General features: G+C 63.6%; 23 protein-coding genes. 8 read left to right on the forward strand and 15 right to left on the reverse strand.

All coding sequences use genetic code 11. From position 1 onward, the window contains the following. Nucleotides 1-44 precede the first annotated feature (44 nt). The 3 genes from NMG46_RS02395 (at nt 45) to nhaA (ending at nt 3284) form a co-directional block, all read left to right on the forward strand. On the forward strand, nt 45-1370 hold the full coding sequence (locus tag NMG46_RS02395; RefSeq protein ID WP_254816121.1) for an ActS/PrrB/RegB family redox-sensitive histidine kinase: 1326 nt from the start codon (nt 45-47) through the stop codon (nt 1368-1370). Between the two features lie 63 nt (nt 1371-1433). After that, nucleotides 1434-1997, forward strand: a complete 564-nt coding sequence (locus NMG46_RS02400) for an ActR/PrrA/RegA family redox response regulator transcription factor (protein ID WP_023676342.1) — start codon at nt 1434-1436, stop codon at nt 1995-1997. A gap of 93 nt (nt 1998-2090) precedes the next feature. Next, nucleotides 2091-3284 (forward strand): Na+/H+ antiporter NhaA, encoded by a 1194-nt coding sequence (nhaA, locus tag NMG46_RS02405; protein ID WP_254816122.1) that lies wholly within the window; start codon nt 2091-2093, stop codon nt 3282-3284. A 44-nt stretch (nt 3285-3328) separates the two neighbouring features. Here nhaA and NMG46_RS02410 read toward each other — a convergent pair whose 3' ends face one another. The 7 genes from NMG46_RS02410 to NMG46_RS02440 form a co-directional block, all read right to left on the reverse strand. Further along, nucleotides 3329-4756 (reverse strand): gamma-aminobutyraldehyde dehydrogenase, encoded by a 1428-nt coding sequence (locus NMG46_RS02410; RefSeq protein WP_254816123.1) that lies wholly within the window; start codon nt 4754-4756, stop codon nt 3329-3331. Between the two features lie 25 nt (nt 4757-4781). Then, nucleotides 4782-5597: an ABC transporter permease gene (locus tag NMG46_RS02415; RefSeq protein ID WP_254816124.1), complete on the reverse strand. Its 816-nt coding sequence runs from the start codon at nt 5595-5597 to the stop codon at nt 4782-4784. Beyond that, nucleotides 5587-6537 (reverse strand): ABC transporter permease, encoded by a 951-nt coding sequence (locus NMG46_RS02420; RefSeq protein WP_254816389.1) that lies wholly within the window; start codon nt 6535-6537, stop codon nt 5587-5589. Before NMG46_RS02420 ends, NMG46_RS02415 begins: the two co-directional genes overlap by 11 nt. Nucleotides 6538-6551: 14 nt before the next feature. Continuing rightward, nucleotides 6552-7550, reverse strand: coding sequence for an ABC transporter ATP-binding protein (locus tag NMG46_RS02425; protein ID WP_254816125.1), 999 nt, complete (start codon nt 7548-7550; stop codon nt 6552-6554). Nucleotides 7551-7740: 190 nt separating this feature from the next. Next, complete coding sequence (locus NMG46_RS02430) at nt 7741-8895, reverse strand: ABC transporter substrate-binding protein (protein ID WP_254816126.1); 1155 nt, start codon at nt 8893-8895, stop codon at nt 7741-7743. A gap of 201 nt (nt 8896-9096) precedes the next feature. After that, complete coding sequence (locus NMG46_RS02435) at nt 9097-10023, reverse strand: LysR substrate-binding domain-containing protein (RefSeq protein WP_254816127.1); 927 nt, start codon at nt 10021-10023, stop codon at nt 9097-9099. Nucleotides 10024-10089: 66 nt separating this feature from the next. Further along, a complete protein-coding gene (locus tag NMG46_RS02440; RefSeq protein WP_254816128.1) occupies nt 10090-10866 on the reverse strand; it encodes a DeoR/GlpR family DNA-binding transcription regulator in 777 nt (258 codons plus the stop codon). Nucleotides 10867-11131: 265 nt separating this feature from the next. On the opposite strand from NMG46_RS02440, the gene NMG46_RS29645 reads away from it, so the two are divergent. The 3 genes from NMG46_RS29645 to NMG46_RS02450 are packed head-to-tail and all read left to right on the forward strand — an operon-like array spanning nt 11132 to nt 14637. Then, a complete protein-coding gene (locus tag NMG46_RS29645; RefSeq protein WP_302893585.1) occupies nt 11132-11266 on the forward strand; it encodes a hypothetical protein in 135 nt (44 codons plus the stop codon). Between the two features lie 36 nt (nt 11267-11302). Beyond that, complete coding sequence (locus NMG46_RS02445) at nt 11303-12187, forward strand: phosphotransferase family protein (protein WP_254816390.1); 885 nt, start codon at nt 11303-11305, stop codon at nt 12185-12187. Continuing rightward, on the forward strand, nt 12184-14637 hold the full coding sequence (locus NMG46_RS02450; protein ID WP_254816129.1) for an FAD-dependent oxidoreductase: 2454 nt from the start codon (nt 12184-12186) through the stop codon (nt 14635-14637). Before NMG46_RS02445 ends, NMG46_RS02450 begins: the two co-directional genes overlap by 4 nt. Before the next feature lie 11 nt (nt 14638-14648). Here the strand turns inward: NMG46_RS02450 and NMG46_RS02455 are convergent, their stop codons facing one another. Further along, nucleotides 14649-15281, reverse strand: a complete 633-nt coding sequence (locus tag NMG46_RS02455) for a class I SAM-dependent methyltransferase (protein ID WP_254816130.1) — start codon at nt 15279-15281, stop codon at nt 14649-14651. Between the two features lie 104 nt (nt 15282-15385). On the opposite strand from NMG46_RS02455, the gene NMG46_RS02460 reads away from it, so the two are divergent. Beyond that, on the forward strand, nt 15386-16288 hold the full coding sequence (locus tag NMG46_RS02460) for a phosphotransferase family protein (protein ID WP_254816131.1): 903 nt from the start codon (nt 15386-15388) through the stop codon (nt 16286-16288). Here the strand turns inward: NMG46_RS02460 and NMG46_RS02465 are convergent. From NMG46_RS02465 to ilvD, 3 genes are all read right to left on the reverse strand, one after another. Further along, the gene (locus NMG46_RS02465) at nt 16285-17208 is read right to left on the reverse strand and encodes a DMT family transporter (RefSeq protein ID WP_254816132.1); all 924 of its coding nucleotides are present in this window, start codon (nt 17206-17208) and stop codon (nt 16285-16287) included. The two genes, NMG46_RS02460 and NMG46_RS02465, sit on opposite strands and share 4 nt — an antisense overlap. 218 nt (nt 17209-17426) lie before the next feature. Further along, nucleotides 17427-18701, reverse strand: coding sequence for an amidohydrolase family protein (locus NMG46_RS02470; protein WP_254816133.1), 1275 nt, complete (start codon nt 18699-18701; stop codon nt 17427-17429). Nucleotides 18702-18728: 27 nt separating this feature from the next. Continuing rightward, the gene (gene ilvD / locus NMG46_RS02475) at nt 18729-20573 is read right to left on the reverse strand and encodes a dihydroxy-acid dehydratase (RefSeq protein WP_254816134.1); all 1845 of its coding nucleotides are present in this window, start codon (nt 20571-20573) and stop codon (nt 18729-18731) included. A gap of 289 nt (nt 20574-20862) precedes the next feature. Between ilvD and NMG46_RS02480 the strand changes: the two genes are divergently transcribed. Continuing rightward, nucleotides 20863-21336 carry a VOC family protein gene (locus NMG46_RS02480; protein ID WP_254816135.1) on the forward strand — a complete coding sequence of 158 codons (474 nt, stop codon included), beginning with the start codon at nt 20863-20865 and terminating at the stop codon, nt 21334-21336. A gap of 266 nt (nt 21337-21602) precedes the next feature. Here the strand turns inward: NMG46_RS02480 and NMG46_RS02485 are convergent, their stop codons facing one another. From NMG46_RS02485 to NMG46_RS02500, 4 genes are all read right to left on the reverse strand, one after another. Continuing rightward, nucleotides 21603-23192 carry a peptide chain release factor 3 gene (locus tag NMG46_RS02485; protein WP_254816136.1) on the reverse strand — a complete coding sequence of 530 codons (1590 nt, stop codon included), beginning with the start codon at nt 23190-23192 and terminating at the stop codon, nt 21603-21605. Nucleotides 23193-23357: 165 nt separating this feature from the next. After that, on the reverse strand, nt 23358-23660 hold the full coding sequence (locus NMG46_RS02490; protein WP_254816137.1) for a DUF1127 domain-containing protein: 303 nt from the start codon (nt 23658-23660) through the stop codon (nt 23358-23360). A gap of 108 nt (nt 23661-23768) precedes the next feature. Then, complete coding sequence (locus NMG46_RS02495) at nt 23769-24284, reverse strand: hypothetical protein (protein ID WP_254816138.1); 516 nt, start codon at nt 24282-24284, stop codon at nt 23769-23771. 16 nt (nt 24285-24300) lie between these two features. Next, the gene (locus NMG46_RS02500) at nt 24301-24582 is read right to left on the reverse strand and encodes a DUF4242 domain-containing protein (RefSeq protein ID WP_254816139.1); all 282 of its coding nucleotides are present in this window, start codon (nt 24580-24582) and stop codon (nt 24301-24303) included. Between the last annotated feature and the right edge of the window lie 28 nt (nt 24583-24610).

Consider the following 24610-nt stretch of genomic DNA (forward strand, 5'->3'; position numbering starts at 1 on the left):
GTTTTCGGAAAGACCTCCAGCGGTTTCCCCTCTATAATCCCGCCATGATAAACATTCTGCACGCGCCCGACTTCCAGCAAAGCCAGCGGCTGCGCCTCAACACGCTGATCAGGCTGCGCTGGCTTGCCATTGTCGGCCAGAGCCTGACCGTGCTTGTCGTCGCCTACGGGCTGAAATTTCCGCTGCCGGTCAGCATGTGTTTTGCGCTGATCGCTTGTTCGGCCTGGATGAACCTGTTGCTGACCTTCCGCTATCCGGCGGCGCATCGGCTTACCCCGTTCTCGGCCTTTGCCATCCTGACCTTCGACAGCCTGCAGCTTGCCGGCCTGCTCTACATGACCGGCGGCCTTACCAATCCGTTTTCGCTGCTGATGACCGTGCCCGTCGTCGTCTCGGCGACGTCGCTGCCGCTGCGCTTGACGGCTCTGCTCGGCGCGCTGGTGATCGTGGCGGCGACGCTGCTGGTCTTCTACCACCTGCCGCTGCCCTGGCATGAGGGGGCGCCATTGGCGATGCCGTTCATCTATGTCGCCGGCATCTGGATGGCGGTGTTCTGCTCCATCGCCTTTACCGCGATCTATGCCTTCCGGGTGGCAGAGGAGGCGCGGCTGCTTGCCAACGCGCTTGCCGCCACGGAATTGGTGCTGCAGCGAGAACAGCATCTCTCGGCCCTCGACGGCCTCGCCGCGGCCGCCGCGCACGAACTCGGCACGCCGCTCGCCACCATCACGCTTGTCGCCAAGGAGATGGAGAAGGCGCTTGGCGAAGATCCGAAATACGGCGAGGACGTGAAGCTGCTGCGTTCGCAGAGCGAGCGCTGCCGCGAAATCCTGAAGCGCCTGACCAGCCTTTCCTCCGAGAGCGAAGTGCACCTCTCGCGCCTGCCGCTGACCTCGCTGGTCGAGGAAGTGACGGCACCGCACCGCGATTTCGGCATTTCGATCAAGCTTCGGCCGGGCGAGCGCATCGGCCCGGAACCGGTGGGCCGGCGCAATCCCGGCGTCATTTACGGGCTCGGCAATTTGGTCGAGAACGCTGTCGACTTCGCCCGCAAGAACGTCACCATACGCTGGAAGTGGAACGAGGCCGCCGTCAGCTTCTCGATCATCGACGACGGGCCGGGCTTTCCGCCGGAGATCATCGACCGTATCGGCGAACCCTATATGTCGACCCGACAAGGCACCGAAGCCGGCGGCGGCCTCGGCCTCGGCCTATTCATCGCCAAGACCTTGCTCGAACGCTCTGGCGCGACGCTCGATTTCCGCAATTCGAGCGAGCCCGGCGAGGGCGCTATCGTGCAGATATCGTGGCCGCGCAGCGTCTTCCTTAATCCCGAGCAGGCTTCGGCCACCATGTTCGACACGGCCTAAATTGGACAATAGCGTTGCGAAACTATATTTGCGTAAAAATCAGGCAGCAGGATTTTCAGCACGATGAGTACTGACGAAACGATTGGCGCAATGGTCGAAGGCGAGGACACCTCGTTGCTGATCGTGGACGACGACAAGCCGTTCCTGACGCGGCTTGCCCGCGCCATGGAAACCAGGGGTTTCGTGGTCGAGACGGCGGAGAGCGTCGAGGAGGCGGTTGCCAAGGCGCGCGCCAATCCGCCGGCCTATGCGGTGGTCGACATGCGGCTGGCCGACGGCAACGGCCTCGACGTCGTCGCTGCCATTCGCGAGAAGCGCGACGATGCTCGCGCCATAATCCTTACAGGCTATGGCAACATCGCCACTGCGGTGACGGCGGTAAAGCTCGGCGCCATCGACTATCTATCGAAGCCGGCCGATGCCGACGACATCTTTGCAGCCCTGACCCGCACGGCGGGCGAACGTGCCGCGCCGCCGGAAAATCCAATGTCGGCTGATCGCGTGCGCTGGGAACACATCCAGCGCGTCTACGAAATGTGCGACCGCAATGTCTCGGAAACCGCACGCCGCCTGAACATGCATCGCCGCACGCTGCAACGCATCCTCGCCAAGCGCGCGCCGCGCTAACAGGTTCTGACTGCAGGCTTGCCCGGCCAGCGCCGTTTGCGCATCATCGCTGGGCGGCGCGTCGGACCTTGCCGCTGATACGACGGAGGCGACATGCAGGACGAAAAGCGGCTGGTCTCCATGCTGCGCGAATTCCTCGACAGCGAGGCGGCCGGCGGCCTCATCCTGATGGCTGCGGCGGCCCTGGCCCTGATCGTCGCCAATTCGCCGCTGGCCGAAGCTTATTTCTCCGCCCTCCATGCCTATCTCGGTCCGCTCAGCGTCTCGCACTGGATCAATGACGGCCTGATGGCGGTGTTCTTCCTGCTGGTTGGCCTCGAGATCAAGCGCGAGATGCTCGACGGCCAGCTCTCGACCTGGCCGCGCCGCGTGCTGCCCGGCATCGCCGCCGCCGGTGGCATGGCGGTGCCGGCACTGGTCTACATCGCCATCAACCGCAACAATCCAGCCGCTCTGTCCGGCTGGGCGATCCCGACCGCCACCGACATCGCCTTTGCGCTCGGCGTGCTGTCGCTGCTCGGCAGCCGCGTGCCGGGCTCGTTGAAGATATTCCTTACCGCGCTCGCCATCATCGACGATCTCGGCGCCGTGCTCATCATCGCGGTGTTCTATACCAGCGGCCTGTCGCTCGCCTATCTCGGCGCCGCCTTCGCCGTCATCGCGCTGCTGGTGGTGCTCAACCGCATGCGGGTGCTGACGCTGCTGCCTTATATCGTGCTCGGTGTCGTGCTGTGGGTTTTGGTTTTGAAATCGGGCGTCCATGCGACGCTCGCCGGGGTCGCGCTGGCTCTCACCATACCGCTGAAGATCTCGTCGGGCAGCGGCCACGATCTCGACCATTCGCCACTGCACCGGCTCGAACACGGCCTGCACAAAATCGTACCCTTTTTCGTCATCCCGATCTTCGGTTTTGCCAACGCCGGCGTTTCGCTCGGCGGTCTCAGCGCTGCCGCACTGGTCGAGCCGCTGACGCTCGGCGTCGCCGCGGGTCTCGTCGCCGGCAAACTGGTCGGCGTGTTCGGGTCTTCCGCGCTTGCCATCCGGCTCGGATTTGCCGATCTGCCGGTCAATGCCGGCTGGCTGCACATGATCGGTATTTCACTGCTCTGCGGCATCGGCTTCACCATGAGCCTGTTCATCGGCCTGCTCGCCTTCGCCAGCGACGTCGCTCTGCAGGACGCGGTCAAGGTCGGCATCCTCGCCGGCTCTTTCATCGCAGCGATCCTCGGCGCCGCTGTGCTGCTGGTTGCGCCGGCCGCGAGCGGGGCGGAGGAGGCGGAAGAATAATCGCGTGGCGCCTTCGGCCTGAGGCCACCGTCTCCCCGAGGGCGCTATCCGTGCGCAATCATGACGTGGCGGACTGCGGTATAGTCCTCCAGCGCATATAGCGACATGTCCTTGCCGTAGCCGGATTGTTTCAACCCGCCATGCGGCATCTCGTTGGTCAGCATGAAATGGGTGTTGATCCAGGTGCAGCCATATTGCAGGCGGGCGGCCGTCGCCATGGCGCGCGAAACATCCTTGGTCCACACCGACGACGCCAGGCCGTAGTCAGAATCATTGGCCCAGTTCACCGCTTCGTCGACTTCGGAAAAGCGGGTGACCGAGACCACCGGGCCGAACACTTCGCGGCGCACGATCTCGTCCTCCTGCAGCGCGCCGGCGACGACGGTCGGCTGGTAGAAGAAGCCGGAGCCCTCGCCCGGCTTGCCGCCCGTAGTGATCTCGATGTGCTTGAGCTCCGAGGCGCGCTCGACGAAGCTCGAGACGCGGTCACGCTGGCGACGCGAAATCAAGGGGCCGATCTCGTTCTCGGTATCATCGGGGCGATCATACTTGATGGTCGAGACCGCAGCGGAGAGGTCCCCGACGAGTTTGTCATAGATCTTCTTGCCGGCATAGATGCGGCAGGCGGCGGTGCAATCCTGGCCGGCATTGTAATAGCCGAAGGCGCGCAGGCCGTTGACCACCGCCCCGAGATCGGCGTCGTCGAAGACGATGACCGGCGCCTTGCCGCCGAGCTCGAGATGTGTGCGCTTGACCGATTTAGCGGCGGCCTGCAGCACCTTCTTGCCGGTGGCGACGTCGCCGGTGATCGAGATCATGTTGACCTTCGGATGGTTGATCAGCGTGTTGCCGACGCTGTCGCCGCGGCCGAGCACGACGTTGACGACGCCTTCCGGCAGGATCTCGACGAGGATTTTCGCCAGCTTCAGCGCGGTCAGCGGCGTCTGTTCCGACGGCTTGAAGACGACCGTGTTGCCGCCGGCAATCGCCGGCGCCAGCTTCCAGGCCATCATCATCAGCGGATAGTTCCACGGCGCGATCGACGCCACAACGCCGATGGCGTCGCGGCGGACCATCGAGGTGTGGCCGGGAATGTATTCGCCGGCGACCTGGCCAGGCATCGAGCGGACCGCGCCGGCAAAGAAGCGGTAGCAGTCGACGATCGCCGGGACCTCGTCATTGAGCACGGCATTGATCGGCTTGCCGCAGTTCAGCGCCTCGAGCGCCGCGAAATCCGTTGCCGCAGCCTCGATGCGATCGGCGATCTTCAGGAGATAGCCGGCGCGCTGCGCCGGTGTTGTGCGGGACCAGGTGACGAAGGCTTTTTCGGCGGCAAGTACGGCCGCCTCGATCTGCCCGGGGCTGGCCTCGGGCAGATTGAGTATGGTCGCCCCGGTCTTCGGGTTGAGGATCGGTTCCTCGGTCTCGGTGCCTTTTTCGAATTTCGAGCCGATCAGCATCTGCGTGTCCATGGAAGTCTCTCCCTTATGAACGAGATTATTTGCCCGAACCGGCGATCTGGTCGCCGTCGCGGGTCAGGTAATAGGCAACGAGGATGGGAAGCAGCGTCACCAGCACCACGACCATGGCCACGACATTGGTGACCGGACGCTGGCGCGGACGGATCAATTCTTCGAGCATCCAGATCGGCACCGTCTGCTGCTGGCCGGCGGTGAAGGTGGTGACGATGACCTCGTCGAAGGACAGCGCAAAGGCAAGCATGCCGCCGGCCAGCAGCGCGGTTGCGATGTTGGGCAGCACGACATGCCGAAAGGTCTGGAAACCATCGGCGCCGAGGTCCATCGACGCCTCGATCATCGAGCCGGACGTGCGGCGGAAACGGGCGACCGCATTGTTGTAGACGACGACCACGCAGAAGGTGGCGTGGCCGAGCACGATCGTCCAGAACGAGAACGGGATTTCGGCCAGCGCGAAGGCTGAGCGCAGCGCGATGCCAGTAATGATGCCGGGCAGCGCGATGGGCAGGATGACCAGCAGCGAGATGGTTTCGCGGCCGAAGAATTTTGTGCGCGACACGGCAGCGGCGCACAGCGTGCCGAGGACCAGCGCGATGGCGGTCGAGATCGCCGCGACCCGCACCGACAGCGATAGCGCCTGCCAGACGTCGGGGCGATTCCAGGTGACGGCGAACCATTGCGTGGTCAGGCCCGGCGGCGGCCAGACGAAGCTCTTCTCCTCGGTGGTGAAGGCATAGACGAAGATCAGCAGAATCGGCAAATGCAGGAAAAGCAGGCCGCCGGTGGCAGCGAGCTTCAGTCCGATCGGCGCGGATGGGCCACGGTCAGAGCGCATCGAAGGCCCCCATGCGCTTGGCGCCCCAGAGATAGAAGCCCATGATGACGATAGGCACCACGGTAAAGGCGGCGGCGAGCGGGATGTTTCCGGCGGTGCCTTGCTGCGAATAAACGGCCTGGCCGATGAACAGCCGCGAGGTGCCGATGATCTGTGGGATGATGTAGTCGCCGAGCGTCAGCGAGAAGGTGAAGATCGAGCCGGCGACGATGCCGGGCAGCGCCAGCGGGAACAGCACGTTGCGGAAGGTCTGCCCGGGCGAGGCACCGAGATCGGACGAAGCCTCGACCAAATTGCCCGGCACGCGCTCGAGTGCGGCCTGCACCGGCAGGATCATGAACGGCAGCCAGACATAGACGAAGACGATGAAGGTGCCGGTTGAGGAGACCGACAGCGAGTTGCCGCCGACGACCGGCAGCGACAGCCAGGCGTCGAGCAGCCACAGAAGATGCAATTTGGCCAGTAGCCACGTCAGGATGCCTTCCTTGGCGAGAATCAGCTTCCAGGCATAGATCTTGACCAGGTAGCTCGACCACAGCGGCAGCATGACGCCGAGATAAAACAGCGCCTTCCAACGGCCGCGCGCATAGCGCGCCGCGTAATAGGCGATGGGAAAGGCGATGACCGCCGCCGCCAGCGTCACCAGCGCCGCCATCGTCACCGTGCGCAGGATGATGTCGAGATTGGCGGCCTGCAGCAGGTCGCCATAAGTCTTCAGCGTGAACTGCCGGTTGATCAGGCCGGAGAACTCGTCGATCGAAAAGAAGCTCTGCAAAAGCAGTGCGAAGAGTGAGCCGATATAGACGATGCCGAGCCACAGGACCGGCGGCAGCAGCATGAGCAGAAGCAGGAATTGCGGCCGGCGCCAGAAGAGGTCGGAGAGCGCGCCACGCAGGCCGCCGCTTCCCGGCAGGATGGCGGGCGCCGTGGCCCGCGGCATGGCAGCGTCCAGGCTCATCCGAGATCGTCCATCAGATGTAACTGCTCGCGGTTGAAGGTGAGCGCCACCGCCTCGCCTTCCCGGGGCAAGGCAGCACCCGCCGGCACGATGACATGCAGCCGCAAGCCCTCTGCATCGAGTGCCAGTCTTGTCGTGGCGCCGAGATAATTGGTCGACACCAGGCGGGCGGCAACGCCGTCGCCCTTGGCCGCCCGGCCGATGCGAATGGATTCGGGCCGCAGGCTGCCCCAGCGATGCTGGCCGGCATAGCGCTGGACGAAATCCGGCGGCAACACGTTGGACGAGCCGACGAAATCGGCGACGAAGCGGGTCTTGGGGCGCTGATAGATGTCTTCCGGCGTGCCGATCTGCATGATCTTGCCATCGTTGAACACGGCGACGCGGTCGGCCATCGACAGCGCTTCGCCCTGGTCGTGGGTGACGAACACGAAGGTGATGCCAAGCGCCTTCTGCAGCGATTTCAACTCCTCCTGCATGTTTTCGCGAAGCTTGAGGTCGAGCGCGCCGAGCGGCTCGTCGAGCAGCAGCACCTTGGGCTGGTTGACCAGCGCACGGGCGAGCGCGACGCGCTGGCGCTGGCCGCCGGAAAGCTGGCCAGGGCGACGCGCCCCGTAGCCGGGAAGCCGCACCAGCGCCAGCGCGTCTTCCGCCGCCTTTTGCCGCTCCGGTCTGCCGATGCCCTTGACCATCAGCCCATAGGCGACGTTGTCGAGCACGTTGAGATGCGGGAACAGCGCATAATCCTGGAACACGGTGTTGACGTTGCGGCGATAGGGCGGCACGCCCTCGGCGCGTTCGCCGAAGATCGAGATCGAACCCGCCGTCGGCTGCTCGAAACCGGCAATGAGGCGCAGGCACGTCGTCTTGCCCGAGCCGGAAGGCCCGAGCATGGCGAAGAACTCGCCCGGCACGATGTCGAGATCGACCGCGTCGACCGCACGCACGCTGCCGAAATGGCGGGAGACTTTTTGGAAGGAAACGGCGGAGGTCATGGGGCTGTCCTGATCTGTCAGGCTCATTAAATTTTCATGCGGTTGCGCCGCCCCTCTTCCGTCTGCCGGCACCTTCTCCCCGTATGGTGGACGGGGAGAAGGGAGGCGCTCTAACGCTGGCGGCCCCCCGTTCTTCACCGGGAGAGGGTAAGGGTGACGGGCAGCGCCGGGCTTCGTAGGTGAGGCGAACTCACCGCCCGCCGATGACGCCGATATAGTCCGACACCCAGCGGTAGTAGGGTACGCACTGGTCGTTCTGGGTGGCGCATTTCGAGACCGGCGTCTTCCAGAACTTGATCTTGTCGAAATTGTCGTAGCCGTTGGTCTTGCAGCCTTCTTCGCCGAGCAGTTCGTTGCCGTTGCAGGCGGCAGGCACCACCGGCAGCGAGCCGAACCAGGCGGAGACGTCGCCCTGCACTTTCGGCGACAGCGAATGCTCCATCCACATGTAGGCGCAGTTCGGGTGGGCAGCATCGGCCTCCATCATCGTGGTGTCGGCCCAGCCGGTAACGCCCTCCTCGGGGATGGTCGAGGCGACCGGCTTCTTTGCCGCGATCAGCGTGTTGACCTGGTAGGGCCAGGAGCCGGAGGCGACGACGCCTTCGTTCTGGAAATCGTCGACCTGGATGGCGGCGTCGTGCCAATAGCGTCCGACCAGCGTACGCTGGACCCGCAGAAGGTCGAGCGCGGCCTTGTACTGGTCTTCGGTCAGTTCGTACGGATCCTTGATGCCGAGCTCCGGCTTGTGGGCCATCAGGTAATTGGCGGCATCGGCGATGTGGATGGGCCCGTCATAGGCCTGGACGCGGCCCTTGTTCGACTTGCCGTCGGAAAGTTTCATTTCCTCGAAGACCACGTTCCAGCTCTTCGGCGCCTCCTTGAACACTTCGGTGTTGTACATCAGCACGTTCGGCCCCCACTGATAGGGGACGCCGTAATGGATTCCGCCGACGGTGAACCAGGGCGCATCCTTCAGCCGGTCGTCGACCGTCTTCCAGCTCGGTATGAGGTCAGTGTTAATCGGCTGGACGCGCTTGCCTGCGACAAGGCGCAGCGAAGCGTCGCCCGAGGCGGTGACGAGATCGAAGCCGCCCTCGTTCATCAGTGAGACCATCTCGTCGGAGGTGTTGGCTGTCTTGACGTTGACCTTGCAGCCGGTTTCCTTCTCGAACGAAGTGACCCAATCATAGGCCTTGTCGGTTTCGCCGCGCTCGATATAGCCCGGCCAGGCGACGATATTGACCTCGCCTTCGCCTTTGCCGAGCTCCTTGACCTGGGCGATGGCCTGGCCGGAGAAGCTCAGCGCGACCGTCAAGGCAGTGCATGATTTCAGCAATGAATTCATCGTCGATCTCCCATTTTTGCATGACCTCGAAACCGGTTTCGGTTTTCGGAAGAAGATCATGCGCCCGTTCAAAGACGTTGGATGCGCGGCTCTGAGGGCCGTGCTCCGGCGGCAGCTTTGTTCCCTGACCGAAAAGTGCTGCGAAATTTCCGGTTTCGCAAATTCATTTATCAGAAAGCCGATATCGATTTTTCCGATACGTCAGCGGCCAATCTTCTCGGGCCGTTGGCGCACCATGCGTTGCGACTGGGCAAGTCCGATGAAGTCGCGCGCCGCCTGCGGCAGACCGGAGCCGCGCCGCCAGACCATGCCGACCTGGACGACCGGCAACGACCCCGAAATATCGCGCGATTCGATGCGGTCGCCTTCCAGCGACCATGGCCGGTAGACGAGATCGGGCAGCAGCGCCACGCCGGCGCCGGTAGCGACGAGGCTGCGCACCGCTTCCACCGAGCGGGTGCGGAAGGCGACATGCGGCTTGGCGCCGATTGCCGTCAGCAGCTTTCCGGTATTCTCCTCGATCTCGTCGACGGTCAGCATGATCAGCGGTTCCGAGGCGATGTCGCCGATGCCGATGATGTCGGCACCGGCCAAGGGGTGGCCGAGCGGCAGCCACAGCCGGTAGGCCGAGACTTCGAGGATTTCGGACTGCAGCGCGGTGCGGTCGCGCAGGTTCGAGGTGACCATGACGGCAATGTCGAGCTTGCCGCCGATCAACAGATGCTCGAGATAATCGCCATTGTCCTCGATCGCCGAGACCTCGACACCCGGATAGGCGCGGCGGTAGCGGGCAAGAAGATCGGAAAGCACATAGCCAGCGACCAACGAGGTGACGCCAAGTTGCAGCCGCCCGCTTGCCGCGATCCGTTCGCCGAAGAAGGCGCGGCGCGCATCGGAAACGTCGGCCAGGATCTTCCTCGCATGGCGCAGGAACTGGTGGCCTTTGTGGGTGATATTCAAGCCGCGCGGGTGGCGCTCGAACAGCTCGACGCCGAGATCGTGCTCCAGCTCCTTGATCGCTTCGGTGACCGAGGATTGCGAGATCGACAGGTTCTGGGCGGCGCCCGACACTGTGCCCTGCTCGGCCACGGCGATGAAGAACTGCAATTGGCGGATGGTGAAAGCCATGGCCGGACTAAACACGGCAGAGGCGGCGCTGGGAAGTGGGTGCTGGTGCCGATCTGCCGATAGAGCTCAGCCCTCGCTTCCGCCGTCCGCAATGCTGAGCCGCGCGCCGGCCTGGACGAGGGCGGCGGCGATGTCGTGCGGCGGCCGCCGGTCGGTGGCGAGTTCGGAAAAGCCGCCGAAGCTGCAGACCTGAACAAGGCCCTGGCGGCCGAACTTGCTGTGGTCGGTGACGACAAGCGAACGCTGACCGCGCGACAGCACCATGCGGGCGAATTCGGCCTCTTCCAGATCATAGTCCATGACGCCGGTGACGGCGTCGACCGCACCGGTCGATATCACAGCATGGCTGACGGAAAAGCGGCTGACGAATTCGATGGCCGAGACGCCGAAGGCAGCACCGGAATCGCTGCGCAGCTCGCCGCCGGCCATATAGACCTTGTTGCCGTTGACGGTGGCCAGCGTGCGGGCGATGTCGGAGGAGTTGGTGACGACCGTCAGCCGCCGGTGGCCGAGCAGTTCCCGGGCCAGGAAAGAGGTGGTGGTGCCGGTGTCGAGCATGATGGACTCGCCGTCGCGGATGGTGGCGGCGACCATGCGGGCAATAGCCCGCTTGGCATCGGCGTTCTCGCGCATGCGCCGCTCGAACGGCGCTTCGCCGGCAAACGACGGCAGGCTGATGGCGCCGTGCATCTTGAGGATGGAACCGTCGCTGGTCAGTGGCTTGACGTCGCGGCGTACCGTCTCCAGCGAGACGCCCAGCCGGTCGGCCAGGCTGGCAATGGTGACAGTGCCTTCCTCCTTGAGGAGGCGCAGGATTTCGCCATGCCGCTTCGAGTGGACCAACGGTTCCATCCGGTCGGATTGTTGCAGCGTTGACCGTTTCTACGGCAAAAACGCTACTAACTTCAATAAATTTCGCAAAATTCGGGCAAAAACGCAGAGAACACCACAATTTCGCGTTGACAACGCCTCTAGCGTGGCGCGACATTATCGCTGTGACAGGCTCGGAACGGAGGACGACGGCTGAGCCGCACGAAAAATCGCCTGCCCGAACGCCCGGGAAACTGTTGGGTGCAAGGGTGCCGAAATTCAGGATCCGCGGGGGCGGATGCCGGCGTCGAAGAAACCCGGCACAAAGGGGCTCGTCGGTGCGGTGCGGGATACCGATCCCGAGATCTGCACCGACGAGATCTTCGCGTTGCCGCCATTCCTCTGTCCGATTGTCATCGCCGGCCAGCCGTGACATGCGTGGAAAATTGACCCGATGTTGGACGAGATCGTGACTGTCGAAGACCGCATCCGCGCGCTGCCTTGCTGGACCGGCAGCATCGACATTGCGCCGCTGCCGGGTGGGCTGAGCAATGCCAATTATCTGGTCAAGGACGCGGCCGGGCGCCACGTCGTACGGCTCGGCCAGGACTATCCGTTCCACCATGTCTTTCGCGAGCGCGAGATGATGACCGCTCGGGCAGCGCACGCCGCAGGCTTCGCTCCGGCCGTCCACTACACCGGACCGGGCGTCATGGTGACGGAGTATCTCGGCGCCAAGGCCTACGTCGCGCAGGACGTGCGCGCCGATCTCGGCCGCGTTGCCGCGTTGCTGCGCGGCTTCCACCGGGAGATGCCCAGTCACATCTCCGGCGCCGGCTTCATGTTCTGGGTATTCCATGTCATTCGCGACTATGCGCGCACGCTGGAGGAAGGCCGCAGCCGCAAGCTGGGCGAATTGCCACGCCTTTTGACTCTGGCGGACGAGCTCGAGCGCGCGCAAAAACTGCTGCCGATCGTCTTCGGTCACAACGATCTTCTGCCGGCTAACATAATCGACGACGGTCACAGGCTGTGGCTCATCGACTTCGAATATGCCGGCTTCAACACCGCGATGTTCGACCTTGCCGGCGCGGCTTCGAACGCCGGCATGAGCGACGAGGAATCCTTCGCCTTCCTGACCGCCTATTTCATGAAGGAGCCGGACCCGGCGATACGGCGCTCGCACGCCGCCATGCAATGCGCGTCGCTGCTGCGTGAGGCGATGTGGGGCATGGTTTCCGAGCTCTACCTCGATGCGCCCGGCGTCGACTACGCCGCCTACGCCGACGAAAACCTGGCGCGGCTCGAAGCCGCCCTGGAAAACTACAGGACAAAATACGGGACGCGGACATGACCTTGCCCGCCCAGGCCGGGATCGTGGTCATCGGCGGTGGCATCATCGGCTGTTCGACGGCCTATCATCTGGCGCGCGACCACAAGGCCGAAATCGTGCTGCTCGAACAGGGCAAACTGACCTCGGGTTCGACCTGGCATGCTGCTGGGCTGGTCGGCCAGCTACGCTCGTCGGCGTCGATCACGCGCGTGCTCAAATATTCAGTCGATCTCTACAAGGGGCTGGAAGCCGAAACCGGCCTCGCCACCGGCTGGAAGATGACTGGCTGCCTGCGCCTCGCCACCAATGCCGACCGCTGGACCGAGTATAAGCGGCTGGCAACGACGGCCAAGAGCTTCGGCATGGACATGCATCTGCTGTCGCCGGCCGAGGTCAAGGAAATGTGGCCGCTGCTGGAAACCGGCGACCTCGTCGGCGCGTCCTGGCTGCCGACCGACGGTCAGGCAAGCCCTTCCGACATCACCCAGTCACTGGCCAAGGGCGCGCGCATGCATGGCGCAAAATTGTTCGAGGAGGTGCGGGTCACCGGCTTTGAAATGACCAACGGCCGGATCGTCAAGGTTAGGACGAACAGGGGCGATATCGCCTGTGACAAGGTGGTGAACTGCGCCGGGCAATGGGCGCGGCAGGTGGGTGCGCTGGCCGGCATCAACGTGCCGCTGCAGCCGGTGAAGCACCAGTACATCATCACCGAGAAGATCGTCGGCCTGGCGACCGACGCGCCGACAATTCGCGACCCCGATCGCCGCACCTATTTCAAGGAGGAGGTCGGCGGGTTGGTGATGGGCGGCTACGAGCCGAACCCGCAGGCGTGGACGACCGGTCTGCCCGGCGGCGATGTGCCGGACGATTGGGAGTTCCGGCTGTTCGACGATGATTACGATCATTTCGAGCAGCATATGAGCCAGGCGATCGAGCGCGTCCCGGCGCTTGCCAATGTCGGCGTCAAGCAGATGATCAACGGGCCGGAGAGCTTTACGCCGGACGGCAATTTCATCCTCGGCGTGGCGCCGGAATGCCCCAATATGTTCGTCGGCGCCGGCTTCAATGCCTTCGGCATCGCGTCCGGCGGCGGCGCCGGCTGGGCGCTGGCGCAATGGGTCGTCGACGGCGAGGCGCCGCTCGATTTGTGGGTGGTCGATATCCGCCGCTTCTCCGACCTGCACCGCGACCGGAAATGGATCGGCGACCGCACGCTGGAAGCCTACGGCAAGCACTACACGATCGGCTTCCCGCATGAGGAATATGCCAGCGGACGGCCGCGCATCGTCTCACCTTTGTACGAGCGGCTGCAAAAACATCGCGCCGTGTTCGGCTCGAAACTTGGCTGGGAGCGGCCGAACTGGTTCGCACCGGCAGGCATCGAGCCGAAGGACGTCTATTCGATGGGCCGGCAGAACTGGTTTTCACCCGTCGGCGACGAGCATCGCCATGTGCGCGAAAAGATCGGTATTTTCGACCAATCGTCGTTTGCCAAATACGAAATGACCGGAGCCGACGCGCTGAAGGCGCTGGACTGGATCTGCGCCAATGACGTCGCCAAGCCGGTCGGCCGGCTGACCTACACACAGCTCCTCAATACGCGCGGCGGCATCGAGGCCGATTTGACCGTTGCGAGACTCGGTGAGGAGAAATTCTACATCGTCACCGGCACCGGGTTCCGCACGCACGATTTCTCCTGGATTGCCGATCATATCGGCAGGGAGTTCGACGTGACGCTGACCGACGTCACCGAGGATTTCGGCACGTTGTCGCTGATGGGGCCGCGCGCACGTGATGTGCTGTCGGCGGTGACCGATGCTGACGTCTCGAATGCCGCCTTTCCGTTCGGCCATGTTCGCAAGATCGCCATTGCCGGCCACGCCGTGCGGGCACTGCGCGTCACCTATGTTGGCGAACTAGGCTGGGAATTGCATGCGCCGATCGCGGCGACGGGCGAGGTTTTCGACGCGCTGATGGCGGCGGGCGCTACCTACGACATCCGCCCGGTCGGCTACCGGGCGCTGGAATCGCTGCGGCTGGAAAAAGGCTACCGCGCCTGGGGCGCCGACATCACGCCCAACGACACGCCGCAGGAGGCCGGCCTCGGCTGGGCGGTGAAGCTCAGGAAGAACACCGATTTCCTCGGCCGGCGGGCGCTTGAAAAGCTCGGTGGCTCGACGCTCAGGAAACGCTTTGCCGGCTTCACTGTCGACGATCCCGACGTCGTGCTGCTCGGGCGCGAGACCATCCTGCGCAACGGCGAGGCGGTCGGTTATCTCACCAGCGGCGGCTATGGCTACACCATCGGCAAGAACATCGGCTACGGCTATGTGCGCAATGCCGATGGCGTCAGCGATGATTTCCTCACCTCCGGCGACTACGACCTGGTGGTGGCAATGGAACGGACGCCGGCGAAGATTCACCTCGAGCCGCTTTACGATCCGGCAGGAGCAAAGGTGAAGGCATAGAGTCTTCCGCCTCAGTTCACGATGAGCACCAGCCCCCGGCTCGGCACCGTATCGGCCTCGCCTGGCATCGAGACATAGGGCGGCGTCTCCTCGGCGCGGGTGACGATGCCTTGCGCCTCGAGCTCGGCGATCCGCGCGGCAAAATCCGTGTCCCACAGCGTGTTCTTCACCGTCAGCACGATCACTCCGCCCGGCCGGCAGATGCGGATCAGCTCGTCCAGACCCTCGGCTCCGACATGGCCCGACGTGAAGACGCCGGCTGAGATGATCCCGGCATAGGCATCGTCCACGAAGGGCAGCGGCCCGCCAAGCGCCAAGCAGTGCAGCGCCGAATAGACGCCCTTGCGCGCCGCTTGCGCCAGCATTCCTTCCGAGATGTCGAGCGCCTCGACCTGCGGATAACCGGTAATGGCGAGCCACTCGCCGATGAGCCCGGTGCCGGCGCCGGCATCGAGCAGAGGTGCGGCGCCGCGCGGCAGATGGCGGGCCAGCAAGGCAAGGCAGATGGTGGGATGGCGATAGCCGGCCGCCGACATGTCGGCGTCGTAAGTGCCGGCCCAGCTGTCGTAGAGCGCGGCTACGTCTTCCGGCCGCTTCGCCGCATAGGCTGCGGCGAGTGCGCTCTGCTGTTTGCTGTCCGTCATTGCTGTTCCGTCGCCTGGTATTGATCCGCTACGCGATGATAGCCAAACGGTGAAAACTGTGGAACCGTCGTCGCGACAATAAAGATGGGAAAGGAGCGAAAGCCATGGCGGATGACCAGGCACGCGCCGCGCTTGCGGCCATTCCGATGCTGGCCGGCTATGACGGCCCGCTGGAACGGCTCGGCGGCCTGACCAACCTCGTCTTCAGAGGTAAGGATTTCTGCCTGCGTATCCCCGGCAAGGGTACCGAGGAATACATCAACCGCGCCAACGAGGCAGTGGCGGCCCGGGAAGCGGCGAAGGCCGGGGTCAGCCCGGAAGTGCTGCATGTCGATGCTGAGACCGGCGTGCTGGTGACCCGCTTCATCGCCGGCGCCGAGACGATGTCGCCGGAAAAATTCAAGACGCGACCGGGCAGCCCGGCACGCGCCGGCAAGGCCTTTCGCAAGCTGCACACATCCGGCGCGGTGTTCCCCTTCCGCTTCGAGCTGTTCGCGATGATCGACGATTATCTGAAAGTGCTGTCAACCAAGGACGTCGCCCTGCCTGCCGGCTACCACGATGTGGTCCGCGAGGCGGAGGCAGTGCGCTCAGCACTTGCGGCTCAACCTCTGCCGATCGTCGCCTGCCACTGCGACCCGCTCTGCGAAAACTTTCTCGATACGAGCGACAGGATGTGGATCGTCGACTGGGAATATTCCGGCATGAACGATCCGCTCTGGGATCTCGGCGACCTCAGCGTCGAAGGGCAATTCGACGCCGCGCAGGACGAGGAAATGATGCTGGCCTATTTCGGCGGCGAGCCGAGACCGGCGGAGCGCGCCCGCGTCGTCATCTACAAGGCGATGTGCGACCTTTTGTGGACGCTGTGGGGACTGATCCAGCTTGCCAACAAAAATCCGGCCGACGACTTTCGCGCCTATGCAGACGGCCGGTTTGCGCGCTGCAAGGCACTGATGGAGATGCCGGAATTTTCGCGGCATCTCGCAGCGGTGCGCCGGGGTTAATTCACACCCTTCGGCACGTTCTCGGGCGGCACCACGGTTTCGACCACCTTCTGGCGGTGGAAGATGAACAGGCCGGCCAGCACGACGATGGCCGAGCCGATCAGGATGCGCGGCCCAGGCACATCGCCGAAGAAGGCGAGGCCGAAGACCACTGCCCACAACAGCAGGCTGTAATGCAGCGGCGCCAAGGTCGAGGCCGGCGCCAGCTTCAACGCCCTGGTGATCATCAGATGCGCACCGCACGAGACGATGCCGAGAAGCAGCATGGCGCCGAAATCGAGCGAGGACGGCGTCCTCCAGCTGCCCAGGGTCAGCGCAGCGCCGACCAGCAGCGTGCCGATGGTTTGCCAGGTGACCAGCGAAGTGTCGCTGGTGCCGCGCAGCCGCCGATTGAGGATGATGGCGAAGGCAAAGGAAATGCTGCCGGCGAGCGCGAACATCGAGGACAGCGAGAACGCGGCCGACGACGGCTTCAGCATGATCAGCACGCCGCAGAAACCGAGCAGGATAGCCGCCCAGCGGCGCCAGCCGACCCTTTCGCCGAGCAAAAAGTGCGACAGCGCCGCGACGTAGATCGGCCCGGCCATGTAGAAGCTCATCACATCGGCGAGCGGCAGATAGACGACCGCCGCGTAGAACAGCGCCGTGTCAAGCGTCGTCATCACCACGCGCAGCAGCTGCAGCTCCGGCCGCTCCATGAGAAACAGCTTGGCCGCCCCTTGATGGGCAATCATCGGCCCGAGTATGAAAAACGCGCCGATCGAGCGGATCAGCACGACCTGGCCGACGGAAAAACTGGCGACCAGCCACTTGCCCATCGCGTCGTTCAGCGCAAACAGGAAATCGCCGGCGAGCATCAGCAGGATGCCGGCCAGCAGCACGTTCCTGATCGTCGAGTACTGGGTTGCGGGCTGCGCCATTCCGTTACCGGTTCCTCGCCGTGGCTACGGTGACCCGCGTCGTAGTCGCAAGCAGCGGCCGTGACGAGGCGAAAATCGAGAATTCGGTAAGACCAGCGCCGGAAATCGGCTGGACTAATGCATGTCGCGCAAAAGTGTGCAGCGGTTTTGCGACAACGACATGCATCAAAACAGGAACTTAAAGCGCGTCGCATGAGGCCGGTCGAGCGCGACGCGCTTTAAGCGTGGCGCCGGTTCACCGTGCCCGGCCTTCCGGCGATCGAAAGCCGCGTGTCCTGCCGGCTGCGCTCGGCCACCATCTTGCCCCTGGCAATGACGCAGAGACGCTCTGGGCGCAGCCGCAGCGCCTCGACCGGGTTGCCGGCATCGAGAACGACCAGGCTGGCGCGCTTGCCGACCGCCAGGCCAAGGTGGTCAAGGCCCATGATGGCGGCATTGACGTTGGTGACCATGTCGAAGCAGCGCGCCATCTCGGCCGGGCTCGACATCTGGGCGACATGCAGGCCCATGAAGGCGACGTCGAGCATGTCGGCGGTGCCCAGCGAATACCAGGGGTCGAGCACGCAATCCTGGCCCCAGCCGACGCGGATGCCGTGCGCCAGCATCTCCTTGACCCGCGTCAGGCCGCGGCGCTTGGGAAAGGTGTCGTGGCGGCCCTGCAGCATGATGTTGATCAGCGGATTGGGGATCGCCGAAACGCCGGCCTCGGCAATCAGCGGCAATAGCTTCGAAACGTAGTAATTATCCATCGAATGCATCGATGTCAGGTGCGAGCCGGCCACTCTGCCCTGCAACCCGAGCCGCTGCGTCTCATAGGCAAGCTGCTCGATGTGGCGCGATAGCGGATCGTCGGTCTCGTCGCAATGCAGGTCGACCATCAGGCCGCGCTTCGCCGCGATCTCGCAGAGCTCGGTGACGGAGCGCGTGCCGTCGGCCATGGTGCGCTCGAAATGCGGGATGCCGCCGACGACATCGACGCCTATGTCGAGCGCCCGGATGGTGTTGCTGCGCGCCGTCGGCGAGCGATAGAAGCCGTCCTGCGGGAAGGCGACCAATTGCAGGTCGATATACGGCGCAACGGTCTTCTTCACGTCGAGCAGCGCTTCGACCGCCAGCAGGCGGTCGTCGCAAACATCGACATGGGTGCGGATGGCGAGCAGGCCCATCGACACCGCCCAGTCGCAATAGGCAAGCGCACGATCGCGCACCGCCTCGTGGGTCAGAAGCGGCTTCAGCTCGCCCCACAGCGAAATGCCTTCGAGCAACGTGCCAGAGACATTGATGCGCGGAATGCCGAGCGAGAGCGTTGCGTCCATATGGAAATGCGGATCGACGAAAGGCGGCGAGACCAGATTGCCACGGGCATCGATCGCCGTGCCGGCGCTGACGTTCAGCTCGGGCTCTATCGCTGCGATCGTTTCGCCGACGATGCCGATATCGGCGATCCTGCCGTCCGGCAGCGTGCCGCCGCGCACCACAAGGTCGAAATCCATCTATCGTTACCCCTTTGAAGAGTATGCCTATTCCGGCACATACCGCACCGCCCCCTTGGCGGCACTTGTCGCCATCGCCGCATAGGCGCGCAAGGCCGTCGTCACCTTGCGCTTGCGCTTTTCCTCGGGCTTCCAGGCAGTTGGTCCCTTGGCCTCCATCGCCGCGCGACGGGCGGCGAGCTCCGCGTCGCCGACAGCAAGCCTGATGGTGCGGTTGGGGATGTCGATCTCGATCGTGTCGCCTTCCCTGACCAGCCCGATCAGCCCGCCTTCAGCCGCTTCCGGCGAGACGTGGCCGATCGACAGGCCGGAGGTGCCGCCGGAAAAACGGCCGTCGGTGATCAGTGCGCAGGCTTTGCCGAGGCCCTTCGATTTGAGATAGCTGGTCGGATAGAGCATTTCCTGCATGCCGGGGCCGCCGCGCGGGCCTTCATAACGGATAACGACGACATCGCCGGCCTTGATCTCGTTCGACAGGATCGCCTTGACGCTGGCGTCCTGGCTTTCGAACACTCTTGCCGGACCTGTGAATTTCAGGATCGATTCATCGACACCGGCCGTCTTCACGATGCAACCGTCGAGCGCGAGATTGCCTTTCAGCACGGCAAGGCCGCCATCCCTTGAGAAAGGATGTTCGGCCGAGCGGATGACGCCCGTCTCGCGGTCGAGATCGAGATCGTCCCAGCGGCGGTCCTGGCTGAAGGCGACCTGCGTCGGCACGCCGCCGGGTGCCGCGAGGAAGAAGTCGCGGACGTTCTGGCTTGAGGTGCGGGAGATATCCCAATGATCGAGCGCTTCGCCGAGGCTTGCGGTGTGCACCGTCGGCAGGTCGCGGTTGATCAGCCCTGCGCTATCCAACTGGCCGAGGATCGCCATGATGCCGCCGGCGCGGTGGACGTCCTCCATGTGGACGTCGGCCTTGGCCGGCGCCACCTTGCACAGCACCGGCACCCGCCGCGACAGCCGGTCGATGTCTTCCATGGCGAAGTCGACCTCGCCCTCATGTGCCGCGGCGAGGATGTGCAGCACGGTGTTGGTCGAGCCGCCCATGGCGATGTCGAGCGTCATGGCGTTCTCGAAGGCGCCCTTCGAGGCGATGCTGCGCGGTAGCGCGGTGTCGTCGTCCTGCTCGTAATAGCGCTGGGCGAGATCGACGATCAGATGGCCGGCCTCGACGAACAGGCGCTTGCGGTCGGCATGCGTCGCCAGCGTCGAGCCGTTGCCGGGCAGCGACAGGCCGAGCGCCTCGGTCAGGCAGTTCATCGAATTGGCGGTGAACATGCCCGAGCACGAGCCGCAGGTCGGACAGGCCGATCGCTCGATGATCTTGACGTCCTCGTCGGACACCTTGTCGTCAGCGGCCGCGACCATGGCGTCGACCAGGTCAAGCGCCTGGCTCTTGCCGGCGAGCAGCACTTTGCCGGCCTCCATCGGCCCGCCGGAGACGAAGACGGTCGGGATGTTGAGGCGCAGCGACGCCATCAGCATGCCCGGCGTGATCTTGTCGCAATTCGAGATGCAGACCATGGCGTCGGCGCAATGCGCGTTGACCATGTATTCTACCGAGTCGGCGATCAATTCTCGCGACGGCAGCGAATAGAGCATGCCGTCATGGCCCATGGCGATGCCGTCGTCGACGGCTATGGTGTTGAATTCCTTGGCCACGCCGCCGGCCTTTTCGATCTCGCGGGCAACCAGCTGGCCTAGGTCCTTCAGATGGACATGGCCGGGCACGAATTGGGTGAAGGAATTGACCACGGCGATGATTGGCTTGCCGAAATCCGAATCCTTCATGCCGGTGGCGCGCCACAGGCCGCGGGCGCCGGCCATGTTGCGGCCATGGGTGGTGGTGCGGGAACGGTAGGCGGGCATTGAACTGTCCTTGCTGTCTGCTCGCGCCGCACAGGCGCGGAAAACCGGAATTGAGCCGCAGGCCTTATAGACGCCAAGCTCTGGTCTGGCCACAATTTTGCGCTGCGCCAGGGCGCGGAACGAGCGCCAGCCAAAGACGCAGCCGGTCCAGACCATAAAAAAGTCAGAGGTGCTGTCGGATCGGGTTTTGCTCGAGCGTCCTTGGGCAGACGGCGGGGCCGGGCATCAATCGCCAGCCGGCCGTTTTGCGAGTGAAAACAAAGCCAAAACCAGTCCGAGGAGCAAGAGAATGCAAAAGATCACCCCCTGCCTGTGGTTCGACGACCAGGCCGAGGAGGCCATGAACCATTACATCTCCATCTTCAAGAATTCGAAGGTGCTGAGCGTGATGCGCTGGCCCAAGGGCAGCGGCGATAATGAGGGCAAGGTGCTGATGGTCTCATTCGAGCTCGACGGCGTTCAGTTCCAGGCGCTCAACGGCGGGCCGCAATTCAAGTTCACCCAGGCAGTCTCGCTCTCCATCGACTGCAAGACGCAGGAAGAGGTCGACTATTTCTGGGACAGGCTCATCGCGGGCGGTGGCGAGCCCAGCCAGTGCAGCTGGCTGAAGGACAAGTTCGGCCTCTCCTGGCAGGTCGTTCCCGAGCAGTTGCCCAAGCTGCTACTGGACCCCGACAGGGAAAAGGCTGGCCGGGTGATGCAGGCGATGATGCAGATGAGCAAGATCGACATCGCCAAGATCGAAGAGGCTGCCAGGGGGTGAACATCGTCCAAGTCGGCGCTGCCCCCTCATCGCCCTGCCGGGCACTTCTCCCCGCAAGTGACGGGGAGAAGGGGCTAGCCGCCGCCTTGGCGCCGTTTCTGTAACGCTGGCGATTGGCGAAACGGTCCATGAGAGCGCCCCTATCCCCGTCACCTACGGGAGAGAATGCCGGCAGGTGAGGGGCAGCGCAAACGCCCGGACTGTTAAATGGCGAAATTCAACCTGAAGCGATTGCCCTCTGAAGCGATTGCTCTTGAGATAGCGCATCAGGCCGCTCTGTCGCGGACCTGATAATCCTTTACCGCGGCAAAGCGGATCGCCTTCCAGCGCTCGGCCTCGTAGTTGAGCGAGAAGGCGTGCTGGGCGAGGAACACCGGGTCGTTGTCGAGGTCGCGGGCAATGTCGCCGCGATGCGCCTCGATGAAGCGCTGGAGCTCGGCTTTGTCGGCGGAGATCCAGCGGCAGACCGAAAAGCGCGACATCTCGAAATCGACCGGCAGCGTGTATTCGAAGTTCAGCCGCTCTTTCAGGACATCGAGCTGCAGGGCGCCGACGACGCCGACGATGGCCGGCGAGCCGTCCTCCGGCGAGAACAATTGCACGACGCCTTCCTCGGCCATCTGGTGCAGCGCCTCCTTGAGCTTCTTGGCCTTCATCGCGTCGCCGAGGCGGACGCGGCGCAGGATTTCCGGCGCGAAATTCGGCACGCCGCGAAACAGGATCTCCTCGCCTTCGGTCAGCGTGTCGCCGATGCGCAGCGTGCCGTGGTTGGGAATACCGACGACGTCGCCGGCAAACGCCTCGTCGGCGGTGACGCGGGTGCGGGCGAAGAAGAATTGCGGCGCCGACAGGCTCATCGGCTTTCCCGTGCGCACCAGCTTGGCCTTCATGCCGCGCTCGAGCTTGCCGGAGCAGACCCGTACGAAGGCGATGCGGTCGCGGTGGTTGGGGTCCATATTGGCCTGGATCTTGAAGACGAAGGAGGTCATCTTGTCCTCGGTCGCCTCGACCTTGCGCGTGTCGGCCTCCTGCGCGCGCGGCGGCGGCCCATAGGCGCCGAGCGCCTCGATCAGGTCGCGCACGCCGTAATTGCGCAGCGCCGAGCCGAAATAGACCGGTGTCAGATGGCCTTCGCGAAAGGCTTCCAGATCGAGCGGGCGGCAGGCCGCGCGCGCCAGCTCCAGCTCCTCGATGAAAGCCTCGCGCTCGTTCTCCGGCAGCAGGCCGGCGACGCGGTTGGAATCGGGACCGTTGACCGGCGTGCGCTCCTTTTCGGCGTCGCCCTTGCGCACAGCATTCAGCGCAAGATGGTAGGTCCCGGAAAAGGTCTTGCCGCGGCCGATCGGCCAGGTGATCGGTGCGGTATCAAGCGCCAGCTTCTGCTCTATCTCGTCGAGGATGTCGAACGGGTCGCGGCTTTCTCGGTCCATCTTGTTGACGAAGGTGATGATCGGGATATCGCGCAGCCGGCAGACCTCGAACAGTTTCAGCGTGCGCGGCTCGATACCCTTGGCGGCGTCGATGACCATGACCGCGCTGTCGACCGCCGACAGCGTGCGATAAGTATCGTCGGCGAAATCCTCGTGGCCGGGCGTGTCGAGCAGGTTGAAGACAGTGTCCTCATATTCGAAGGTCATCACCGAAGTGACCACCGAAATGCCGCGCTCGCGTTCGATCTTCATCCAGTCGGACCGGGTCTGGATGCGGTCCTTCTTGGCCTTGACCTCGCCAGCAAGCTGGATCGCGCCGCCGAACAAAAGCAGCTTTTCTGTGAGCGTTGTCTTGCCGGCGTCGGGGTGAGCAATGATCGCGAAAGTGCGGCGGCGCGATACCGCTTGTTCGATGTATTCAGCCAATTTCATGGAATCCTGTCTGTGGCGCGGGCTTTTAGCAGCGCTTTCTCTGCCTGTCGACGGTTTTGGGCTAATGGGCTCGGCCGAAGCGACATGCCAGTTTGTCGTTGCGACCGAATTGACGATAGGACCCTGTCCTAACGAGCCAACGGCACAGATTGCGGCAGTTCAGATGAGAAGATACTCTCCCGCTATGTCCACGCTACCATGATTTGCTTCTGGTAAGGGTGGCTGGTGGCCGACGCCCCTGCCGCCGAGCCAGGTAATCGACTGGATCTCCGAGCGGTTTATGCCGATGTCGCGCAACAGGTAGTCCGGCAGTTCGTAAAGCAATGCGCGGTCACGTCGGATGCGGATGATGCGGGCTAAGGCGCGTGGAACGGCGAGACACATTTCGACGGTTGCGGCGACGAACCGCGAACTATCGGGATGATCGGCGATTAAATCCGGCTCTGTATGTCCGATCAGCATGGCAATATTTCCTTTGGTTCGAGGGATGGGAGACACGGTCCCGAGATGTCGGCCGCGAAATGTCGGGAGAGCCATGCAATGGCTCTCCTGGGCGCTGCGTAACACCACTCAAGACATGTCGTGTTCGCAGCTCACATAAGGGTTCCAGTCGGCGAACATGCCGGCCGGATTGTGCCGCCAGTGCCAGACGTGAAGCTCGTAGTAGGGGTCCACGGGATGAACGCCCACCGTCGTCTTGCGCTGGAGAGTGCGTCCGAGAAACTCGGGAACACCCTTGCCCTTCCAGTCCTTCTCGAAGACTATATATTCCATGCCAACGAGCTGCATGGAGCCGTCGGGCTCAGGTTCGTAGGTCAGCACGTCCGGCTCGCCGAGCACCAGCTTGCCGTCACCGGCACGACCGGGATGGATGAAGTGTACACCCATCGTGCCGTGCTCGTCATGTGTCGTGCATTCGAACAACTGCTGGTAACCGTCGGCTTTGGCGATCTCGATGCTGAGGTATTTGGCCGCCATCTCCCGCGACCGGTTGAGGACCGGGTCAGGTATGTCGTGGGCATCCGCCGCGCCGCAGAAGAATGCCGAGATTGCCACGGCGAGCACACTATCTGAAAAGCGCTTCACGATCCGTCCCTCCCTGCTAGGCCTGAGCGTAGGCGGTCGTTGGATCGAACAGGCGCTTCACCTGCGTGATCTTTGTGGCCGGGAAGCCGCTCATCTTGGCATGGCGCTGGATGATCGCTTCGTCCTTCGCGAGGTAGACGCAGAACGTTTTGTCATCCGCAACGAACGACTCCACCCACTGGATTTCCGGGCCGAGTTCGGCAAGAACAGCGTTCGAAGCCTTGGATGCCTCGCGAAGCTGCTCTCGCTCGAAAGTGCCGACCTTCGGAATGTCCCTTTCAATGATGTACTTATGCATTTTCCTAGTTTCCTTGTGTTGGGTTCAA

This window comes from Mesorhizobium sp. LMG 17147, from assembly GCF_024297145.1.
GTDB lineage: Bacteria > Pseudomonadota > Alphaproteobacteria > Rhizobiales > Rhizobiaceae > Mesorhizobium.